This window comes from Aestuariispira insulae, from assembly GCF_003385955.1.
Lineage (GTDB): Bacteria > Pseudomonadota > Alphaproteobacteria > UBA8366 > Aestuariispiraceae > Aestuariispira > Aestuariispira insulae.
In genome coordinates, this window is the sequence record NZ_QRDW01000003.1 from 349,560 (window position 1) to 364,942 (window position 15,383).

At 58.0% G+C, this 15,383-nt stretch carries 16 protein-coding genes; all 16 read left to right on the plus strand.

What is annotated here, in order from left to right; genetic code table 11:
• Positions 1–3 precede the first annotated feature (3 nt).
• Positions 4–765, plus strand: a complete 762-nt coding sequence (locus DFP90_RS10580; RefSeq protein ID WP_218044636.1) for a DUF4166 domain-containing protein — start codon at positions 4–6, stop codon at positions 763–765.
• Positions 765–2,627: a TIGR01777 family oxidoreductase gene (locus DFP90_RS10585; RefSeq protein ID WP_115936429.1), complete on the plus strand. Its 1,863-nt coding sequence runs from the start codon at positions 765–767 to the stop codon at positions 2,625–2,627. Before DFP90_RS10580 ends, DFP90_RS10585 begins: the two co-directional genes overlap by 1 nt.
• Before the next feature lie 119 nt (positions 2,628–2,746).
• Positions 2,747–3,394, plus strand: a complete 648-nt coding sequence (gene ccmA, locus DFP90_RS10590; RefSeq protein ID WP_115936430.1) for a heme ABC exporter ATP-binding protein CcmA — start codon at positions 2,747–2,749, stop codon at positions 3,392–3,394.
• On the plus strand, positions 3,394–4,059 hold the full coding sequence (gene ccmB / locus DFP90_RS10595; RefSeq protein ID WP_115936431.1) for a heme exporter protein CcmB: 666 nt from the start codon (positions 3,394–3,396) through the stop codon (positions 4,057–4,059). Before ccmA ends, ccmB begins: the two co-directional genes overlap by 1 nt.
• A gap of 208 nt (positions 4,060–4,267) precedes the next feature.
• Positions 4,268–4,987: a heme ABC transporter permease gene (locus DFP90_RS10600; RefSeq protein WP_115936432.1), complete on the plus strand. Its 720-nt coding sequence runs from the start codon at positions 4,268–4,270 to the stop codon at positions 4,985–4,987.
• Positions 4,984–5,163, plus strand: a complete 180-nt coding sequence (gene ccmD, locus DFP90_RS10605) for a heme exporter protein CcmD (RefSeq protein WP_115936433.1) — start codon at positions 4,984–4,986, stop codon at positions 5,161–5,163. Before DFP90_RS10600 ends, ccmD begins: the two co-directional genes overlap by 4 nt.
• Positions 5,163–5,672, plus strand: a complete 510-nt coding sequence (gene ccmE / locus DFP90_RS10610; RefSeq protein ID WP_115936434.1) for a cytochrome c maturation protein CcmE — start codon at positions 5,163–5,165, stop codon at positions 5,670–5,672. The genes ccmD and ccmE overlap by 1 nt, the downstream gene beginning before the upstream one ends.
• The gene (locus tag DFP90_RS10615; RefSeq protein WP_115936435.1) at positions 5,669–7,645 is read left to right on the plus strand and encodes a heme lyase CcmF/NrfE family subunit; all 1,977 of its coding nucleotides are present in this window, start codon (positions 5,669–5,671) and stop codon (positions 7,643–7,645) included. The genes ccmE and DFP90_RS10615 overlap by 4 nt, the downstream gene beginning before the upstream one ends.
• A gap of 8 nt (positions 7,646–7,653) precedes the next feature.
• Entirely contained in the window at positions 7,654–8,202 is a 549-nt protein-coding gene (locus DFP90_RS10620) for a DsbE family thiol:disulfide interchange protein (protein WP_245957032.1), read from the plus strand.
• Positions 8,199–8,669 carry a cytochrome c-type biogenesis protein gene (locus tag DFP90_RS10625; RefSeq protein WP_115936436.1) on the plus strand — a complete coding sequence of 157 codons (471 nt, stop codon included), beginning with the start codon at positions 8,199–8,201 and terminating at the stop codon, positions 8,667–8,669. Before DFP90_RS10620 ends, DFP90_RS10625 begins: the two co-directional genes overlap by 4 nt.
• Positions 8,669–10,072 (plus strand): c-type cytochrome biogenesis protein CcmI, encoded by a 1,404-nt coding sequence (gene ccmI / locus DFP90_RS10630; RefSeq protein ID WP_115936437.1) that lies wholly within the window; start codon positions 8,669–8,671, stop codon positions 10,070–10,072. The genes DFP90_RS10625 and ccmI overlap by 1 nt, the downstream gene beginning before the upstream one ends.
• 174 nt (positions 10,073–10,246) lie before the next feature.
• A complete protein-coding gene (locus DFP90_RS10635) occupies positions 10,247–11,008 on the plus strand; it encodes a protein phosphatase CheZ (RefSeq protein WP_115936438.1) in 762 nt (253 codons plus the stop codon).
• Between the two features lie 67 nt (positions 11,009–11,075).
• Positions 11,076–12,227, plus strand: a complete 1,152-nt coding sequence (locus DFP90_RS10640) for a DUF2125 domain-containing protein (RefSeq protein WP_115936439.1) — start codon at positions 11,076–11,078, stop codon at positions 12,225–12,227.
• A gap of 126 nt (positions 12,228–12,353) precedes the next feature.
• A complete protein-coding gene (locus DFP90_RS10645; protein WP_181905297.1) occupies positions 12,354–13,304 on the plus strand; it encodes a LysR family transcriptional regulator in 951 nt (316 codons plus the stop codon).
• Between the two features lie 102 nt (positions 13,305–13,406).
• On the plus strand, positions 13,407–14,426 hold the full coding sequence (locus tag DFP90_RS10650) for an MBL fold metallo-hydrolase (RefSeq protein ID WP_115936524.1): 1,020 nt from the start codon (positions 13,407–13,409) through the stop codon (positions 14,424–14,426).
• Between the two features lie 124 nt (positions 14,427–14,550).
• Positions 14,551–15,327 carry a substrate-binding periplasmic protein gene (locus DFP90_RS10655; protein WP_115936441.1) on the plus strand — a complete coding sequence of 259 codons (777 nt, stop codon included), beginning with the start codon at positions 14,551–14,553 and terminating at the stop codon, positions 15,325–15,327.
• The last annotated feature ends 56 nt before the right edge of the window (positions 15,328–15,383 follow it).

Below are 15,383 nucleotides of genomic sequence, written 5' to 3' on the forward strand. Positions count from 1 at the left end.
GATATGCACATCATGCAGAAAAACAGAATAGGGTTTGAATTTGCGGCCAGTCCGTCCTGGCTGCCGGGGCTGGTCCGGCGCTGGCTGACCGGTTCGGCCCGCCACAATCCCGTGCACCGCCGGTTGCCACGTAGTGTTCCGAACCTGTCGGAAGCCGATAATGACATTGTTCGAGCCATGGGGATTGCCGACTGGCGGCGGCTGACGCCGTCTATCCGGGCGCGCTTCCTGAAAACCTGCGACCATGCCAGCCATCTTCTCTATCAGGGCGTGATGACCAAGGTTCAGGCAAGCCCGCTTGGCTGGATGCTTGCACAGATCTGCCGCTTGACCGGCACGCCGCTGGCCCCGCACCGTGGCGAAAAAGTGCCGGTGGAGGTGGCGGTCTATCCGGACAGCGAGGGCAAAGGGGTGGTCTGGGCCAGGCGCTATTTCTTCGAGGGCAAAAAGCCGGTCACGGTGAAGTCCGCCAAGGCGCTCGATGCCCATGACCGATTGCTGGAATGTGTTGGCGGTGGGTTTGGTATGTTTTTACGGGTTTATGAAGAAAATCGGGCGCTGCATTTCAGGAGCACGCGTTATTTCTGGGAAGTCTTCGGATTGCGCCTGTTCCTGCCGGATTTGATCTCACCGGGTGTTGCCCACGTAATCCATGCGGATATGGGCGATGATTATTTCCGCTTCACCATTTCGATCAAGCATCGCTGGCTGGGAGAGTTGTTCTTCCAGGACGGTATCTTCAAAGAGAAGAAAGGAGGCCTGTAATGGAACTGGTCCTGATCATGCTGACGATCCAGGCGCTGATGGGTGCCTTTGATAATCTCTATCATCATGAAATCACCGAACGCCTGCCGTCCAAGCCAGAGGCCAGGGGCGAGTTGGCGCTGCATACCACGCGGGAGTTCCTCTATGCGTTGATTTTCCTGATGATTGGCTGGACCCAGCCGCAAGGGCTTTGGGCCTTGTTCCTGATCGGTCTCATGGCGGTGGAGATCGTGGTGACGCTCTGGGATTTCATTATCGAGGATCAGACGCGAAAATTGCCGAAATTCGAACGGGTCCTGCATACGGTGCTGGCAATCAATTTCGGGGCAATCCTGGCCTTCCTGCTGCCGATCCTGTGGGCCTGGACGCAGCTGCCAACCGCGTTGGTGCCGGTCAATTACGGCCTCTTCACGCCGGTCATGACGGTGTTTGCCATCGGTGTCTTCCTCTGGGCGCTGCGTGATCTGGTGGCGGTTATCCGCCTGGGCGGCGGCGGTCTGCCCGCCTGGCAGCGCCGCCCGATCAAAAAAGGGCAACAGGCAAAGCCGCGCACGGTCCTGGTGACGGGCGCCACGGGTTTCATCGGCAATCATCTGGTCCGGGTGCTCCTTGAGGAAGGCGATGATGTGATAGTTCTGGCGCGGGATGAAAAAAAGGCAAAATCCCTGTTCGGGCCGCATGCCGAGGTGGTGAGTGATTTGGCCCTGATCCCTGATGACCGTAAGATCGATGCCATCGTCAATTTGGCGGGCGCACCCGTGATCGGCCTGCCCTGGACCAAGGCCCGGCGGCAGGCATTGCTGGAAAGCAGGCTCGGTGTGACGGCACAAGTAAACGAATTGATCCAGCGCCTGAGTGAGAAACCGGAATGCCTGATTAACGGATCCGCCATCGGCTTTTACGGCAATCGCGGTGACGAGCCGCTGGATGAAGCCGGCGGCAGCCAGGATATTTTCATGGCCGAACTGTGCCGGCGCTGGGAGGAGGCGGCGAAACTGGCCCGGAATTTCGGGGTGCGGGTCTGCTGTGTGCGCACGGGCCTGGTTCTTGGCCATGATGGCGGGGCGCTGCCGCAATTGGCGCGTCCCGCCGCCTTTGGGCTTGGGGTGATTTTCGGTAGGGGCGATCATTGGCAAAGCTGGATCCATGTAGCGGATCTGGTGGCCTTGATCCGCTATCTGGTTGATCACCGGGACATCAAAGGCGCGGTCAATGGCACGGCCCCGCATCCGGTGCGGCAACGGGATTTCGTGAAGATCCTGGGCCGGGTGCTGGTCCGCCCGGTCTGGCTTCGGGTGCCAAAGACGCTCATTCGCCTGGCGCTCGGTGAAATGGCGGAGATCTTTACCGAAGGCCAGAAGGTGTTGCCCGTTAAGGCGCAGGCCCATGGTTTCAATTTCCACTATCCCATGCTGGAAGGGGCGTTGCGGGCGCTCCGCCATGATAAGGCCAAGGTGAAGCCGAACCGGGAGCCTCTGACGGTCTATTACAACCACGCCTGTGGCATCTGCCGCCGTGAGATCGGCCATTATCAAAAACTCGCGGAAGCCGGGAAGCGGCCGCTTGAATGTTTGGATATCAACAGCCATCCTCGGGCGCTGGCGGCTTATGGCCTGGGACCCAATGATATCCGGCGGCGCCTCTATGTGTTGGATGGTGACGGGCATTTATTTGGCGGAGTGGACAGTTTCATCCGGATCTGGGCTCTGATCCCGCGCTTTCACGGGCTGGCCGTCCTGGCCCAGATGCCGCTGGTCAACCCGCTGGCCGGTCTGATCTATGAACGAATGATGGTGCCCTGGCTTTGGGCGCGGAACCAACGTTTGAAACGGACGGAATGTCCGGTCTGCCATCAGGAATAGGCACCTGTGCCCGGCGGGCCTTGCCGCATCGGCGGGGCCCGCCTTCCGCCCGGTTGATCCTTATCAATCTTGTCCGTTCCACCCTTTCCCTTCCCCCATTCTTGCGCTAAGCAGGATTCATGACTGAATTTAGCGCCGTCGATATGGCCTGCCTGCGTGGCCAGACCCTGGTATTTGCCGATCTTGCCTTCCGCCTGAAAGCGGGCGAGGCCATGGTTCTGTCCGGGCCGAATGGCAGCGGGAAATCCAGCCTTCTGCGGGTGTTGGCAGGGCTGAACGCGCCTTTCAGCGGCGATGTTTCCTGGGATGGCGAGAATGTGTTCGAAGATCGCCAGGCCCATGCGGACCGCTTGATCTATGTCGGCCATCTCAACGCCATTAAGCCGCCCCTGACGGTGCGGGAAAACCTGGATTTTTGGGCGGGCATGCTGGGCAACCGGCCTGCGGTTGCCGATGCCATGGCGGCCTTTGATTTGACCGCGATCGCTGATGCGCCGGGCCGGGTCTTATCCTCCGGCCAGGGGCGCAGGCTGAACCTGGCCAGGCTCTGTCTGGATGATCGGCCGCTCTGGCTGCTGGATGAACCGACCGTCGGGTTGGATGTGGCCTCCTGCAGGAGATTGGAGGCATTGATCCAGGGGCATCGGGACAAGGGCGGCATGGTCATTCTTTCGACCCATGTGGGGATCGATGTGCCGGACCCAGTCACCCTGGATATGGCGCGCTTTTCAAGGACCGTTGATCTGCTGGATGGGGGCGTGCGGTGATGGCGGCGTTCTTTTCCCTGATCCGTCGGGATCTGCAACTGGCGCTGCGCCAGAGCGCGGATCTGGCCATGGTGCTGGCTTTCTTTGTGATTGCTGCCTCCCTGTTTCCCCTGGCGGTGGGACCGGACAAGGTGGTTCTGGGCCGGATTGCCGCCGGGGTAGTTTGGGTTCTGGCTTTGCTCTCTGTGATGATGTCGCTCGATCGGCTGTTCCATAATGACTATCAGGATGGCGCGCTGGAGCTGATCGTGCTGGGTCCGCAGCCGTTGATCCTGGTGGTATTAGGCAAAGTTCTGGCCTATTGGCTGAGCACGGGGCTGCCGTTGCTGATCCTGGCCCCGGTGATTGCCATGATGCTCAATCTGGAAGAGGCGGCTTATCTGCCCTTGATGACTGGATTGTTGTTGGGGACACCGGTCCTGGCGCTGATCGGCGCTGTGGGGGCGGCGCTGTCCCTTGGGGCCAGGCGGGCTGGGCTGTTGATGGCCCTGCTGGTCCTGCCGCTTTATATGCCGGTGCTGATTTTCGGGGTGACGGCGATTGAGGCAGCGACCACAGGTTTCAACTGGCAGCCGCATATGCTGTATCTCGGCGCGATCCTGGCCGCCGCTTTGCCGCTGGCCCCCTGGGCTGCGGCATCGGCCATCCGCCAGGCGCTGGATTAAATATTAGTGCGGCAAATCGTCATTGAAGCGCAATCAGGGCTTGAAAGCGGGCGTCGAAAGGAAAAGATTAGGGCCAATGATAAGGGCCATCCCAGATGATCAAACAATTCTTGATGATCTGGTGAGCCATAATTGATCTGGATCGTATCGACATGGAGCTCTCCGGCCTGCTATCAGTTTCCGGACAGTAACCTTAAGAAGACGGAATATGCACAGATTTGCCAATCCGACCCGCTTTATGAAGGTGGCAGATAGATTGTTTCCCTTTGTGAGTGCCGGTTTTCTGGCTCTGCTGGCCTGGGGCCTTTATGGCGCACTCCTCGCCTCGCCGGAGGATTACCAGCAGGGCAGCACGGTCCGGATCATGTATATCCATGTGCCGTCCGCCTATCTGGCCGTGATGATCTATGGTGTGCTGGCTGCCTGTTCGGCCAGTGTCCTGATCTGGAAACATCCGCTGGCCGACCTTATTGCCCGGGCCAGCGCGCCTGTCGGGCTGGTCTTCACCGTTTTGTGCCTGGCGACGGGATCGCTCTGGGGCAAGCCCATGTGGGGCACCTGGTGGGATTGGGACGCACGTATGACTTCCGTGTTGATCCTGTTTTTTCTCTATCTTGGCTATATCGCGCTCTTGAATGCGTTTGACGACCCGGCCCGGGGATCGAAACCTGCGGCGATCCTGGCCCTGGTCGGGGTGGTGAACCTGCCGGTGATTAAATTCTCCGTTGATTGGTGGAACACCCTTCATCAGCCGGCCAGCCTGTTGCGGTTTGACGGGCCGGCCATGCCGGCATCCATGTTGCAGCCGCTTTTGGTGATGATGGCGGCCTTTACCTTTTTCTATCTGATGGTCCTGGTGATCCGGCTGCGCGCGGAATTTGCTGCGGCCCGGATCCGGACCTTGCGTATTACGGGGGCCAGCGAATGACCGAGTTTTTCCAAATGGGTGGCTATGGCGCCTATGTCTGGAGCGCCTATGCGCTGGCGGGTGTTTTGATGGTCGTGGTTTTCGTTCTGTCCTGGGCATCCTGGCGCAGGAATGAAAAGACCCTTGCCGCGCTCAAGGCGGTGCAGGAACAATCGCGCAATCGGAGGGCTGCCTGATGGCAAAAAGCCGGGCGCGGGCCCGTAAGCAGGTCCGGATGAATATCGTGATTGCCGGCATGGTCATGCTGGGGCTTGCGGTCGGGCTTGGCCTCTATGCTTTCCGCGGCAATGTCTCCTTTTTTGCCTCTCCCTCGGAAATTGTTGCGGGCCAGCTGGTGTCGGGTGAAACGCTGGAAAGCGGCACCAGGCTGCGACTGGGCGGCCTGGTGGAGGAAGACAGCTGGCAGCAAAGCGATGACGGCGTTGTCCATTTCTTCCGCGTAACCGACGAAGTGCAGGCAGTGAAAGTGGAATATAGCGGTATTCTGCCGGATCTGTTTCGTGAGGGCCAAGGGGTAGTCCTGACCGGCCAGATGAATGACAAAGGTGTGTTCATGGCCAGTGAAGTCCTGGCCAAGCATGATGAAAATTATATGCCCAAGGAAGCGGTGGATGCCATGAAACGGGCCGGTACCTGGAAACATGCGGAAGAGGCGGAAGACGCCGGGGACGGGTCAGGACAATGATCGCGGAAATCGGACATTTTGCGCTGATCCTGGCGCTGATGGTGGCGGTTGTACAGGGCACCGTGCCTTTTATCGCGGCGGCAAAAAACCACATGGGTGGCATGCGCCTGGCATCCTCGGCAGCGATCGCCCAGTTCCTGTGTCTGGCGGTTTCCTTCGCCGCTCTGACCCATGCCTATGTGACATCGGATTTCTCCCTTTTGAATGTGGTGAACAACTCCCACTCCCTGAAACCATTGCTCTATAAGGTGGCGGGGGTTTGGGGCAACCACGAAGGCTCACTGCTGCTTTGGGTTCTGACCCTGACTCTGTTTGGTCTGCTGGTGGCGGTTTTTGGGCGCGCCCTGCCGCCGGGGCTGAAATCCCGGACCCTGGCGGTGCAGGGGCTGATTTCGGTTGGTTTCCTTATTTTTGTGTTGTTCACGTCCAACCCGTTTGAACGCATTCCCGTGCCGCCGCTGGAAGGGGGCGACCTTAACCCGCTGCTGCAGGATCCGGGTTTGGCCTTCCATCCGCCCATGCTCTATCTGGGCTATGTGGGTCTTTCCATAACCTACAGCTTTGCGGTGGCGGCCCTGATCGAGGGCAAGGTGGATGCGGCCTGGGCAAGATGGGTCCGGCCCTGGGCGCTGTTGGCCTGGGTGTTCCTGACCGGCGGCATCGCATTGGGCAGCTGGTGGGCCTATTACGAATTGGGCTGGGGCGGCTTTTGGTTCTGGGATCCGGTGGAAAATGCCAGTTTCATGCCCTGGCTGATTGCGACCGCGCTGATGCATTCCGCGATCGTGGTGGAAAAGCGCGATACGTTGAAATCCTGGACGATCCTGTTGGCGATTGTCGGTTTCTCCATGAGTTTGATCGGTACTTTCCTGGTGCGATCAGGCGTCTTGACCTCGGTCCATGCCTTTGCCAACGACCCGGAGCGCGGGGTGTTCATCCTGCTGCTGCTCATGATTTCCATCGGCGGCAGCCTGTTGATTTATGCCTGGCGTGCGCCGAACCTGCAGGGCGGCGGTTATTTCAAACTGGTCAGCCGGGAAGGCGCATTGGTTTTCAATAACATGCTGCTGACAGTGATCACGGCGCTTGTGTTCCTCTTCACCCTGGCGCCCCTGATTTTCGAGTTGTTTGAAAAACAGATCACCGTCGGCCCGCCCATGTTCAATTTCTTCTTTGTGCCATTGACCACCATCCTGGTGCTGGCCTTAGGGGTGGGGCCGTTGCTGGCCTGGAAACGTGGTGACTGGGCGGATGCAAAACGGCGCTTGCGCCTGGCTCTGCTGCTGACCCTGATCCTGACGGCATTGAGCGCGATTGTGGTCTGGGGGCGGGATGCCTATGCCCTGGTCGGGGTGGCGCTGGCGATATGGCTAACCCTGGCGGTAATTGTGGAAATGGCCAAAAAAGCTGGCTGGCCGCGTCAGTCTCTCTCGGGAACGTTACGGCGCGCGATCCGCCTGCCACGGGCATCCTGGGGCATGACGGTGGCCCATATCGGGGTGGCGGTGGTGATTGCCGGTGCGACGGGGGCTTCCCTGCTCACAGTCGATAAAACACTTTCCATGAGGCCGGGGGACCGGACCACCATTGCCGGTTTCGAGATTGAATTTACCGGCGCGGAAGAGGTTAATGGACCAAATTACATCGCACTACGCGGGCATTATACCGCTTATGCGGATGGTCAGGCGGTTTCCCGTTTTGAGCCGGAAAGACGGCGTTACATCGCCAATGGCCAGCAGACCACAGAGGCCGCCATCGAAACCCATTCCTGGTATGACTTATATGTGGTGATCGGTGATCAGACCAAGAATGGCGGCTATGTGACAAGGCTCTATCACAAACCGCTGGCACCCTGGCTCTGGCTGGGGTCCATCCTGATGATGCTGGGCGGCATTTTGTCCCTGACCGATCGTCGGCTGCGGGTCGGTGCACCCCGCAGGGCGGCTGCTCCCATCCATCAGCCAGCGGAATAGAGAGGGCCATGATGAGCAAACGTGTCTTTTTCCTGGTGCCCTTTCTTGTGTTGTTCGGGCTGGGTGTTGCCTTTTATTTCGGTCTTTTTGCTGCCGCGGAGCGTGGTCAGCGAGTGATACCCGATGCCATGGTCGGAAAACCGGTGCCGAATTTCGATCTCGCTTCTTACCGTTCGGATCAACCAGGTTTGAACACCGCGGATCTGAAAGGGCAGCCGCAACTGGTGAATTTCTTTGCCTCCTGGTGTGTGCCCTGTCTGGCCGAACATCCCCTGATCAGCAAGCTTGCAGAAGAGGAAGGGGTGATTGTGAATGGAATTGGTTACAGCGACACGCCGGAAAATATCGAAAACTGGTTGAAACGGCACGGCAACCCCTATGCCCGGGTCGGTGTGGATGAAACCCGTCGGATCGGAGTTGACTGGGGCGTTTCCGGCGTGCCGGAAACCTATTTGGTCGATGCGGAGGGCAAGATCGTCTTTAAATATGGCGGACCGTTGACCCGGCAGGTGATTAAGGAAGAGATTCTGCCGTTGATGAAAGGCCTTTCCCGATGATCCGCCATTTTCTGATTGTTGTGACGGCCTTGTTCTTTCTGGCCCAGCCGGGGGGGGCGGTTCAGCCAGATGAAATTCTAGCTGATCCGGTTCTCGAACAGCGGGCGCGGGAACTGTCCAAGAATGTGCGCTGTGTTGTCTGTCAGAACCAGACCATTGATGAATCGGAAGCCGATCAGGCGCGTGATCTGCGCCTGGTTGTACGCGAACGCCTGATGGCGGGCGACAGTGACGAGGAAGTCCTGGATTATCTGGTCTATCGCTATGGTGACTGGGTGCTGTTGAGAACCCCGGTCAAAGCTGAAACCCTGGCACTGTGGCTGTTGCCGCTGGTTCTGCTCGGGATTGCGGCAGCTTCGGTTCTTTTCTGGTATCGCGGTGTCAGCCGACGCGCAAAAAAACCGGCACAAGCCCTTTCGGCCGAAGAAAAAGCGCGTCTTGACGCTCTGCTGGGAGAGGATGATTGATGATGACCCTATGGCTGATCCTGGTTGTCCTGACCGTCGGCATCGTAGCCCTGCTTGTCTATCCGTTTCTGGTCAAGTCGCAAGAGGTTGCGGCGAGCACGGCGGATTATGATCTCCAGGTCTATAAGAAACAGCTTCGTGAAGTGGGCCGTGACCGGGACCGGGGTGTGATCAGCGCCGAGGATGCCGAAGCAGCGGAGGCAGAGATCGGGCGGCGCATCCTGGCTGCGGACCAACAGCGTCAACGTCAGGGCGGGGTCGGGAGCGGGCCATCGCGCCCCTGGGCCGCGGTCATGTTGCTGGCGGTGGTTGTGCCGGGCGGGGCCTATCTCATATATGACCGTCTCGGCAGTCCGGGACTGCCGAATTTCCCCTATGCGGAACGCAGTGAGGAAATCCGGGCGGCGCAGACGCAGCAAAACCGGGTGCAGGGCATGGAACAGGCCATGGCCCAGCTGGAAGCCCGTCTGGCCTCAGATCCCGATAATCTTGACGGCTGGATGCTTTTGGGCCGCTCTCACGTGATCCTGAAACGCTATTTGGAGGCGGTGCAGGCCTATGAGCGTGCGGTGGCGCTGGATGGCGGCAACCCCAATGTGCTGGGCCCCTATGGCGAAGCCCTGGTGTTGGCGGCGCAGGGTCAGGTGACCGAAGAGGCAGAGGCCACTTTCCGGCGGGTGGTGGCGATCGCGCCTGGAGACCCGCGGGCCAATTTTTTCCTGGCCCAGGCGGATTACCAGAAAAGCCGCTATCAGGCGTCCCTGGACCGGTTGCTGCCGATTTTGGCGCAGGCCAAAGGGGATGAGACCTGGTTGCCGGGTGTATTGGCCATGGCCCGTGGTGTCGCCGGCGAACTGGATCAGGATATCAGTGCGGAGATAGCTGCCCTGGAGGGTAAAAGCGGGTTGAATACTCCGGCGATGCCCCAGCCCTCTGAACTGGAAGCAATGAGCGAGGATGAACGCCAGGAGATGATCGAAGGCATGGTCGATCGTCTGGCGGCAAGGCTGGAAGAAAACCCGGATGATCTGGAAGGCTGGCGCCGCCTGGCCCGCGCCTACCAGGTTTTAGGTCGCAGGGAAGCGGCCTTGGCGGCCTATGACGGCATGATCAGGGCGGGGGCGGAGGAAGTGCCGGTCTTGCTGGCCAAGGCCGAGGCAATCCGTGCATTTAATAACGGGGAACCCAATGATGAAAGCGCAGCCCTCATGGCGCGTGTGCTGGAGTTGAACCCGGACCAGCTGGAAGCCACCTGGTACAGCGCGCTTGCGGCGCTGCGCAATGGCGACAAAACAGCGGCAAAAAGCCTGTTTGACCGGGTGCTGGCGGGCCTGGATCCGCAGTCGCCGGAATATGGGAAACTGGCGGCGGAAGTCGACCGCCTGATGGGAGAAGAGGGCTGAGTCCGATCGGCCCATTTTCCATTATTTGCAATTTTCGATAAAAATTTCGTTTTGTTATCCGAAATTTACGTCCTACTAATAGTTGGCGTATTATAGTAGCCGGGTGGATTGGTTATTGCTTGGAATGCCTTGCGGCATTTGCAGGGCGGTTAGAAGGACCAAACGGTGCAGAAAATGCAGGCAAAAAAAACATTCCGGATCGAAAAGAACCTGAAGCAGATGCTGCGTCAGGCGGATAACATCCAGCCCGGCAGCGGGGACGCCTATGATGACGAACGGGCGGAAGAGCGTCATCAGGAATTAATGTCTGCAATCAACAAGTTGCGGGATGAGTTGTCCAAGGGCGCTGTCCTGGAATCCACCAAACCGGCGGAAGCCGTGGATAAGGAAGTGGTGGAAGATTACAAACAGCAGGTGATCGAGGCCACCAACCTGCGCCGGGACCTGCAAGAGCTTTCCGAGGCGATTGAGAAGACCAAGCAGGAAATCGCCATGCTGGGGACGGAAAACGAGTCCGATGATAAATTGAACTCTGCCAGTATCGAGCTTTCCGCTGTTGTCCAGGATACAGAGGCGGCGACCGACAATATCATTGCTGCAGCGGAAAAAATCGAAGGATTGGGCGATACAATCCGTAATCATACGGATGATCCGGAAGAACATGCGACCCTGGATGAACTGAGCGAACAGATCGTTCAGATCTTCGAGGCCTGCAACTTTCAGGACATTACCGGCCAGCGCATCACCAAGGTGGTGAATACAATGAAATTCATCGATGATCGTATCAAGCGTATGATGGATATCTGGGGTGGCAGCGAATTGTTCAAAGGGTTGGTCGAGGCCGAGGAAGTGGTCGAAGATGGCGAGGTCATGCATGGCCCGGCATTGCCCGATGAACGGATCAGCCAGGCCGATATTGACGCCCTGTTCGATTAACGGACCTGTCCATGGATTGTCGCGGCATCTCCTTGTTTTTGCCATATTTCATGGTTAACAAATCCTCATGAACGTATCGCGCCAAGCCCGCATTGCTATGGCCTGCCTGGGTGCTGCCTTGGTGGGCTACCTGTGTTGGTGGGGTTTTGCCGCCTGGCAGATGCGCACAATCGTTCTCAGCCAGTTTGATGACTGGCGTGCCAATGGTTTGCATGTGGGGGGAGACAATCCGGATTTCGGCGGATTTCCTTTCGCCATCAGGCTGGATTTTGCCAATCTGGAAATCACTCATCCCCAGCATCAATGGCAGTGGATTGCGCGGGATTTGGAACTGGAGGCCAGACCGTGGAATCTGCGCAGCCTGAACCTTCATTTAGGGGGGACACAACGCACGACGGTGCCGGTCAATGGCCGTTTACTGATCCTGGAATGGCGGGCTGACCGGGCGGATTTCCTGGCGAGTATCGGGGACGGCGGTCGTTTGGAGCGGATTGATGTGGCCATGGACCACCTGACCGCGACCACTCCGCGAAAGCCGTTTTTCTTCCGAATGGCGGCCCTGGCCTTGGCCCTGGATTTCAACCCGGTGCCGGAACCGGGGAGCGATCCGGCTTTTGCGGAACTGATGTTGTCGGTCAGGGCGCTGGATCTACCGGATATCCTGTCCAAGCCAATGGGTAGTCGGATCGAGCGGTTTTCCACCCGGATGCTGATCCGGGAGATTGTGCCGTCTCTGGAATTGCAGGCCGGTCTGACCGGCTGGCGCAATGCGGGCGGTGCATTGGAAATTCCGCAATTGTCCATTGCCTGGGCGGGGCTGGAAGGGGACATGGCCGGTCGATTGACCCTGGATGATTATTTCCGGCCGGAGGGGGCATTCGAAGCCTCGGTCGCCGGGTTGCCCCAGGCCCTGTTGAACCTGGGGGACGCGGGGCTTATCCCGAAAAAAACCGCCGGTCTTGCCGCGGCGGGTGCCCAGTTTTTTGCTGTTGATCGCAATGCCGCAGGTCAACCCTCGGTCACTTTGCCGGTGTCCCTGCGCAATGGTGGACTGTTTCTGGGGCCCTTGAAAATGGCGGGAATTCCGTCCCTGCTGGGGCTTGAACCGGAATCGGAGCCAGCAAGAGAACCGGATCTTCCGGACGGTCTGCCCAGTGCCGATCATTTGGCGGAACCGCCGGTTTTTAGGATTCCGGAAGCCAGGCGCGAAAGTAAATAATCACAGGTGTTGGAAATTTTCCCTCTTTTGCTGCAGTTGATAGTTTTCTTCATTGATTCTTGGGGCTAAAACGCTATCTCCAAGGGGCAAGGGGCAAGGGGCAAGGGGCAAATGGGGATGGCAGGCATGACCAGTATTGATCACTTCAATCTTCGATCCTTTGATCTCAATTTGATGATCGCCTTTGACGCGATGATGAAAGAGCGCAGTGTCACCAAGGCGGCGGCAAAGCTGCGCATCCAGCAGCCCGCCATGAGCCATAATCTTTCCACATTGCGGATGCTGTTGGATGATGAATTATTCATCCGGATCGGCAATGTCATGCAGCCGACTGCCAAGGCAGAGGCGATTGCCGTATCGGTTGCGGACATTCTTGACCGCGCGCAATCGGTGATCCAGGCCAAGGATTGCTTTAATCCAGCCTGTGCCGAACGGGAATTCAAGGTTGGTTTCACCTGCGAGGAATTACTGCTATTGCCGGATCTGGTGGCGCGGATGGCTGTATCTGCCCCCGGTATCCGGATCCGGGCGGTACGCGTTTTCGGCGATGATGTGGGACGGGCTTTGGACCAGGGGGATATTGATCTCTCCGTCGTGTGTTTTCCGCTGGTACCGGCACGCTATCGCCACCAAAAGCTGCTCAATCAAACCCTCGCCTGTGTCTATAACCCTGATCTTTTGGCAGTCTCAGGCGCGCCGAGCAGGACGGAATATTTAGCGGCCCGCCATGTTTTCATCGCACTGCAGGATGATATTCGCGGCTGTGTCGGCACGCTCATCCGCGAAGCCGGGTTTGATCTCGATATCGTTGTCGGTGTGCCCGATTACATGGCTGCCCTGGAAATTGCTGCGGTCAGCCCGATGATAGCGACCATGCCCGATTTGATTGCCAGCCGTTATGCGAGCCGGTTTGGCCTGGCGGTTCACCCGGCTCCGGTGCCGATCGACCTGCCATCGGTCTCTATGGTCTGGTCGGCGCGCGGGGAAAGTGATCCGGCCATTCAGTGGTTGCGGGCGGAGATCACCGATATTGCCGCTGGTATCACCAGTGAGGGCCGTTTGCTGGCAGCTGAATAACACTATTAAAATTATCGATTTGGACCATAATCCAAATCGATTTGGATTATGGTCTGGGTCAGACTATCTGAAACCTATCGCAACAAGAAAGGTTTCAGACCCATGATTTCCCCCTCTCTCTCCTCCCGCTTTGCCAGCACCGTTTCCGCCGCGGCCCTTCTCACGGCCGGCTTGCTGATGGCCTCCCCGGTCTTTCAGCCGGGAATGGCCCATGCGGAAAGTGCTGCCATGGCTGCACCGATGGAAAAAGCCCAGGCAGGATTTTATCGGCTGCGCGTCGGTGATGTTAACGTGATTGCTGTCTCTGATGGCACGGTGCCCCTGGATATGGGCGTTTTGCATGGTGATGCGGATCATGTGCATGAGCTGCTGGTCCGGTCCCATCAGGCTTCGCCGGTTCAAACCTCTGTGAATGCCTATCTGATCGAATTGGAGGACCGCCTTGTCATGGTGGATGCGGGCACGGCCGACCGGTTTGGCCCAAGCCTGGACAAGCTGGAGATGAGCATCCGTAATGCCGGTTACACGCCGGACGACATCACCGATATCCTGATCACCCATATCCATCTTGATCATGCGGGTGGATTGGCAGCCCATGGCAAGATGCGTTTCCCCAACGCGACCATCCATGTGGACAAAACCGAGCTTGATTTTTGGATGGATACGGAACAGCAGGCCAAGGCGGCGGATCATCATAAGCCCGGATTTGACATGGCGCGCGAAGTCATGACGCCCTATCTGGAAAAAGGGCAGGTAAATGCCTTTGAGGATCATGCGGAACTGTTTCCGGGACTGACAACCATTCCGACGCCGGGCCATACGCCGGGCCATTCCTTCTATCAGCTGGAAAGCAAGGGCGAGAAGCTGGTTTTCTGGGGTGACATCATGCATGTGGCCGAAGTCCAGTTCCCCGATCCTTCGGTTACCATTCTGTTTGATATCGACCCCAAAGCAGCGGAGACCCAGCGCAAGCGTGTCTTTGCCGACGCAGCAAAGAACGGCACCCTGGTGGCGCCGGCCCATGTTTCCTTCCCGGGGTTCGGCCGCCTGCGGGCGGATGGTGACAGCTATGACTGGCTGCCAGTGACCTATGTGAATGATGCGGTGATCCCGTCCAACTAAACCGCTGGGCACCTGGCCGGTGGCTCTGTCCCCGGCCGGGTGCAGTCATTGCGCTTCCCGATTAGGCCCCGGTTAACTTTGATATGTTAGGCTGCCTTTCTCTTGGGCTGATTGGGGCAATGACATGCGAAATCTCTTGCGAATGGTCCTGCTGCTTTTCTTGCTGCCCCCCTGCCAATCCTGGGCGCAAAGCCAGGTTATCCGTCTGACCAATGGGGAGTTTCCGCCTTTCCTGACGGAGGAAAAAGAGGGCTATGGTGTTGCCTCGCGCATTGTGACCGAAGCCTTTGCCGCCTCCGGCTATCTGGTCAATTACGGTTTCTTTCCCTGGAAACGCGCCCTTGTCCTGGCCGAGCGAGGCGAATGGGACGGCAGTGTGGTTTGGTCCTGGTCGGAAGAAAGAGCCGAGAGTTTCCTTTATTCCGACCCGGTGATTGTCACCCGAGAGGTGTTTTTTCACCGATCCACCCGTGATTTCACCTGGGACGGCTATGAAAGCCTCACAGGATATCGGATCGGTGCGACCATCGGCTATTTTTACGGAGAAGAGTTTCATCATGCGCAGGATACGGGCCTGATCCAGGTGGAACATGTGGCAACCGATTACCATAATCTGCGCAAACTTGCCCATGACCGGATCGATATCTCGCTGGTGGAAATCAATGTGGGACGGGCCTTGTTGAAAGAACAATTACCTGAATTCAGGGATATGGTAGTCCCCTATGATGAAAAACCGGTGCGAGTAACCACGCTTCATCTGGTTGTTTCCAAAACCCTGATGGACGGTGAGGGGATTGTTTCAGCCTTCAATAAGGGAATGAAGCAGATCGACGATACAGGCAGGATTGAAGAAATTTTCAGGCAAGCGGGGCTAACCCGTCGGATGGATCATTACGAATAGCCGGCGGAAAGCAGCTTCGATGCGGTCCATGTCTTGGCTGAATTCAATTTTGCCTG

Coding starts and splice junctions, on each gene's coding strand:
- DFP90_RS10580 (WP_218044636.1), top strand. CDS start 4: ATGCACATCATGCAGAAAAACAGAATAGGGTTTGAATTTGCGGCCAGT.
- DFP90_RS10585 (WP_115936429.1), top strand. CDS start 765: ATGGAACTGGTCCTGATCATGCTGACGATCCAGGCGCTGATGGGTGCC.
- ccmA (WP_115936430.1), top strand. CDS start 2,747: ATGACTGAATTTAGCGCCGTCGATATGGCCTGCCTGCGTGGCCAGACC.
- ccmB (WP_115936431.1), top strand. CDS start 3,394: ATGGCGGCGTTCTTTTCCCTGATCCGTCGGGATCTGCAACTGGCGCTG.
- DFP90_RS10600 (WP_115936432.1), top strand. CDS start 4,268: ATGCACAGATTTGCCAATCCGACCCGCTTTATGAAGGTGGCAGATAGA.
- ccmD (WP_115936433.1), top strand. CDS start 4,984: ATGACCGAGTTTTTCCAAATGGGTGGCTATGGCGCCTATGTCTGGAGC.
- ccmE (WP_115936434.1), top strand. CDS start 5,163: ATGGCAAAAAGCCGGGCGCGGGCCCGTAAGCAGGTCCGGATGAATATC.
- DFP90_RS10615 (WP_115936435.1), top strand. CDS start 5,669: ATGATCGCGGAAATCGGACATTTTGCGCTGATCCTGGCGCTGATGGTG.
- DFP90_RS10620 (WP_245957032.1), top strand. CDS start 7,654: ATGATGAGCAAACGTGTCTTTTTCCTGGTGCCCTTTCTTGTGTTGTTC.
- DFP90_RS10625 (WP_115936436.1), top strand. CDS start 8,199: ATGATCCGCCATTTTCTGATTGTTGTGACGGCCTTGTTCTTTCTGGCC.
- ccmI (WP_115936437.1), top strand. CDS start 8,669: ATGATGACCCTATGGCTGATCCTGGTTGTCCTGACCGTCGGCATCGTA.
- DFP90_RS10635 (WP_115936438.1), top strand. CDS start 10,247: ATGCAGGCAAAAAAAACATTCCGGATCGAAAAGAACCTGAAGCAGATG.
- DFP90_RS10640 (WP_115936439.1), top strand. CDS start 11,076: ATGAACGTATCGCGCCAAGCCCGCATTGCTATGGCCTGCCTGGGTGCT.
- DFP90_RS10645 (WP_181905297.1), top strand. CDS start 12,354: ATGACCAGTATTGATCACTTCAATCTTCGATCCTTTGATCTCAATTTG.
- DFP90_RS10650 (WP_115936524.1), top strand. CDS start 13,407: ATGATTTCCCCCTCTCTCTCCTCCCGCTTTGCCAGCACCGTTTCCGCC.
- DFP90_RS10655 (WP_115936441.1), top strand. CDS start 14,551: ATGCGAAATCTCTTGCGAATGGTCCTGCTGCTTTTCTTGCTGCCCCCC.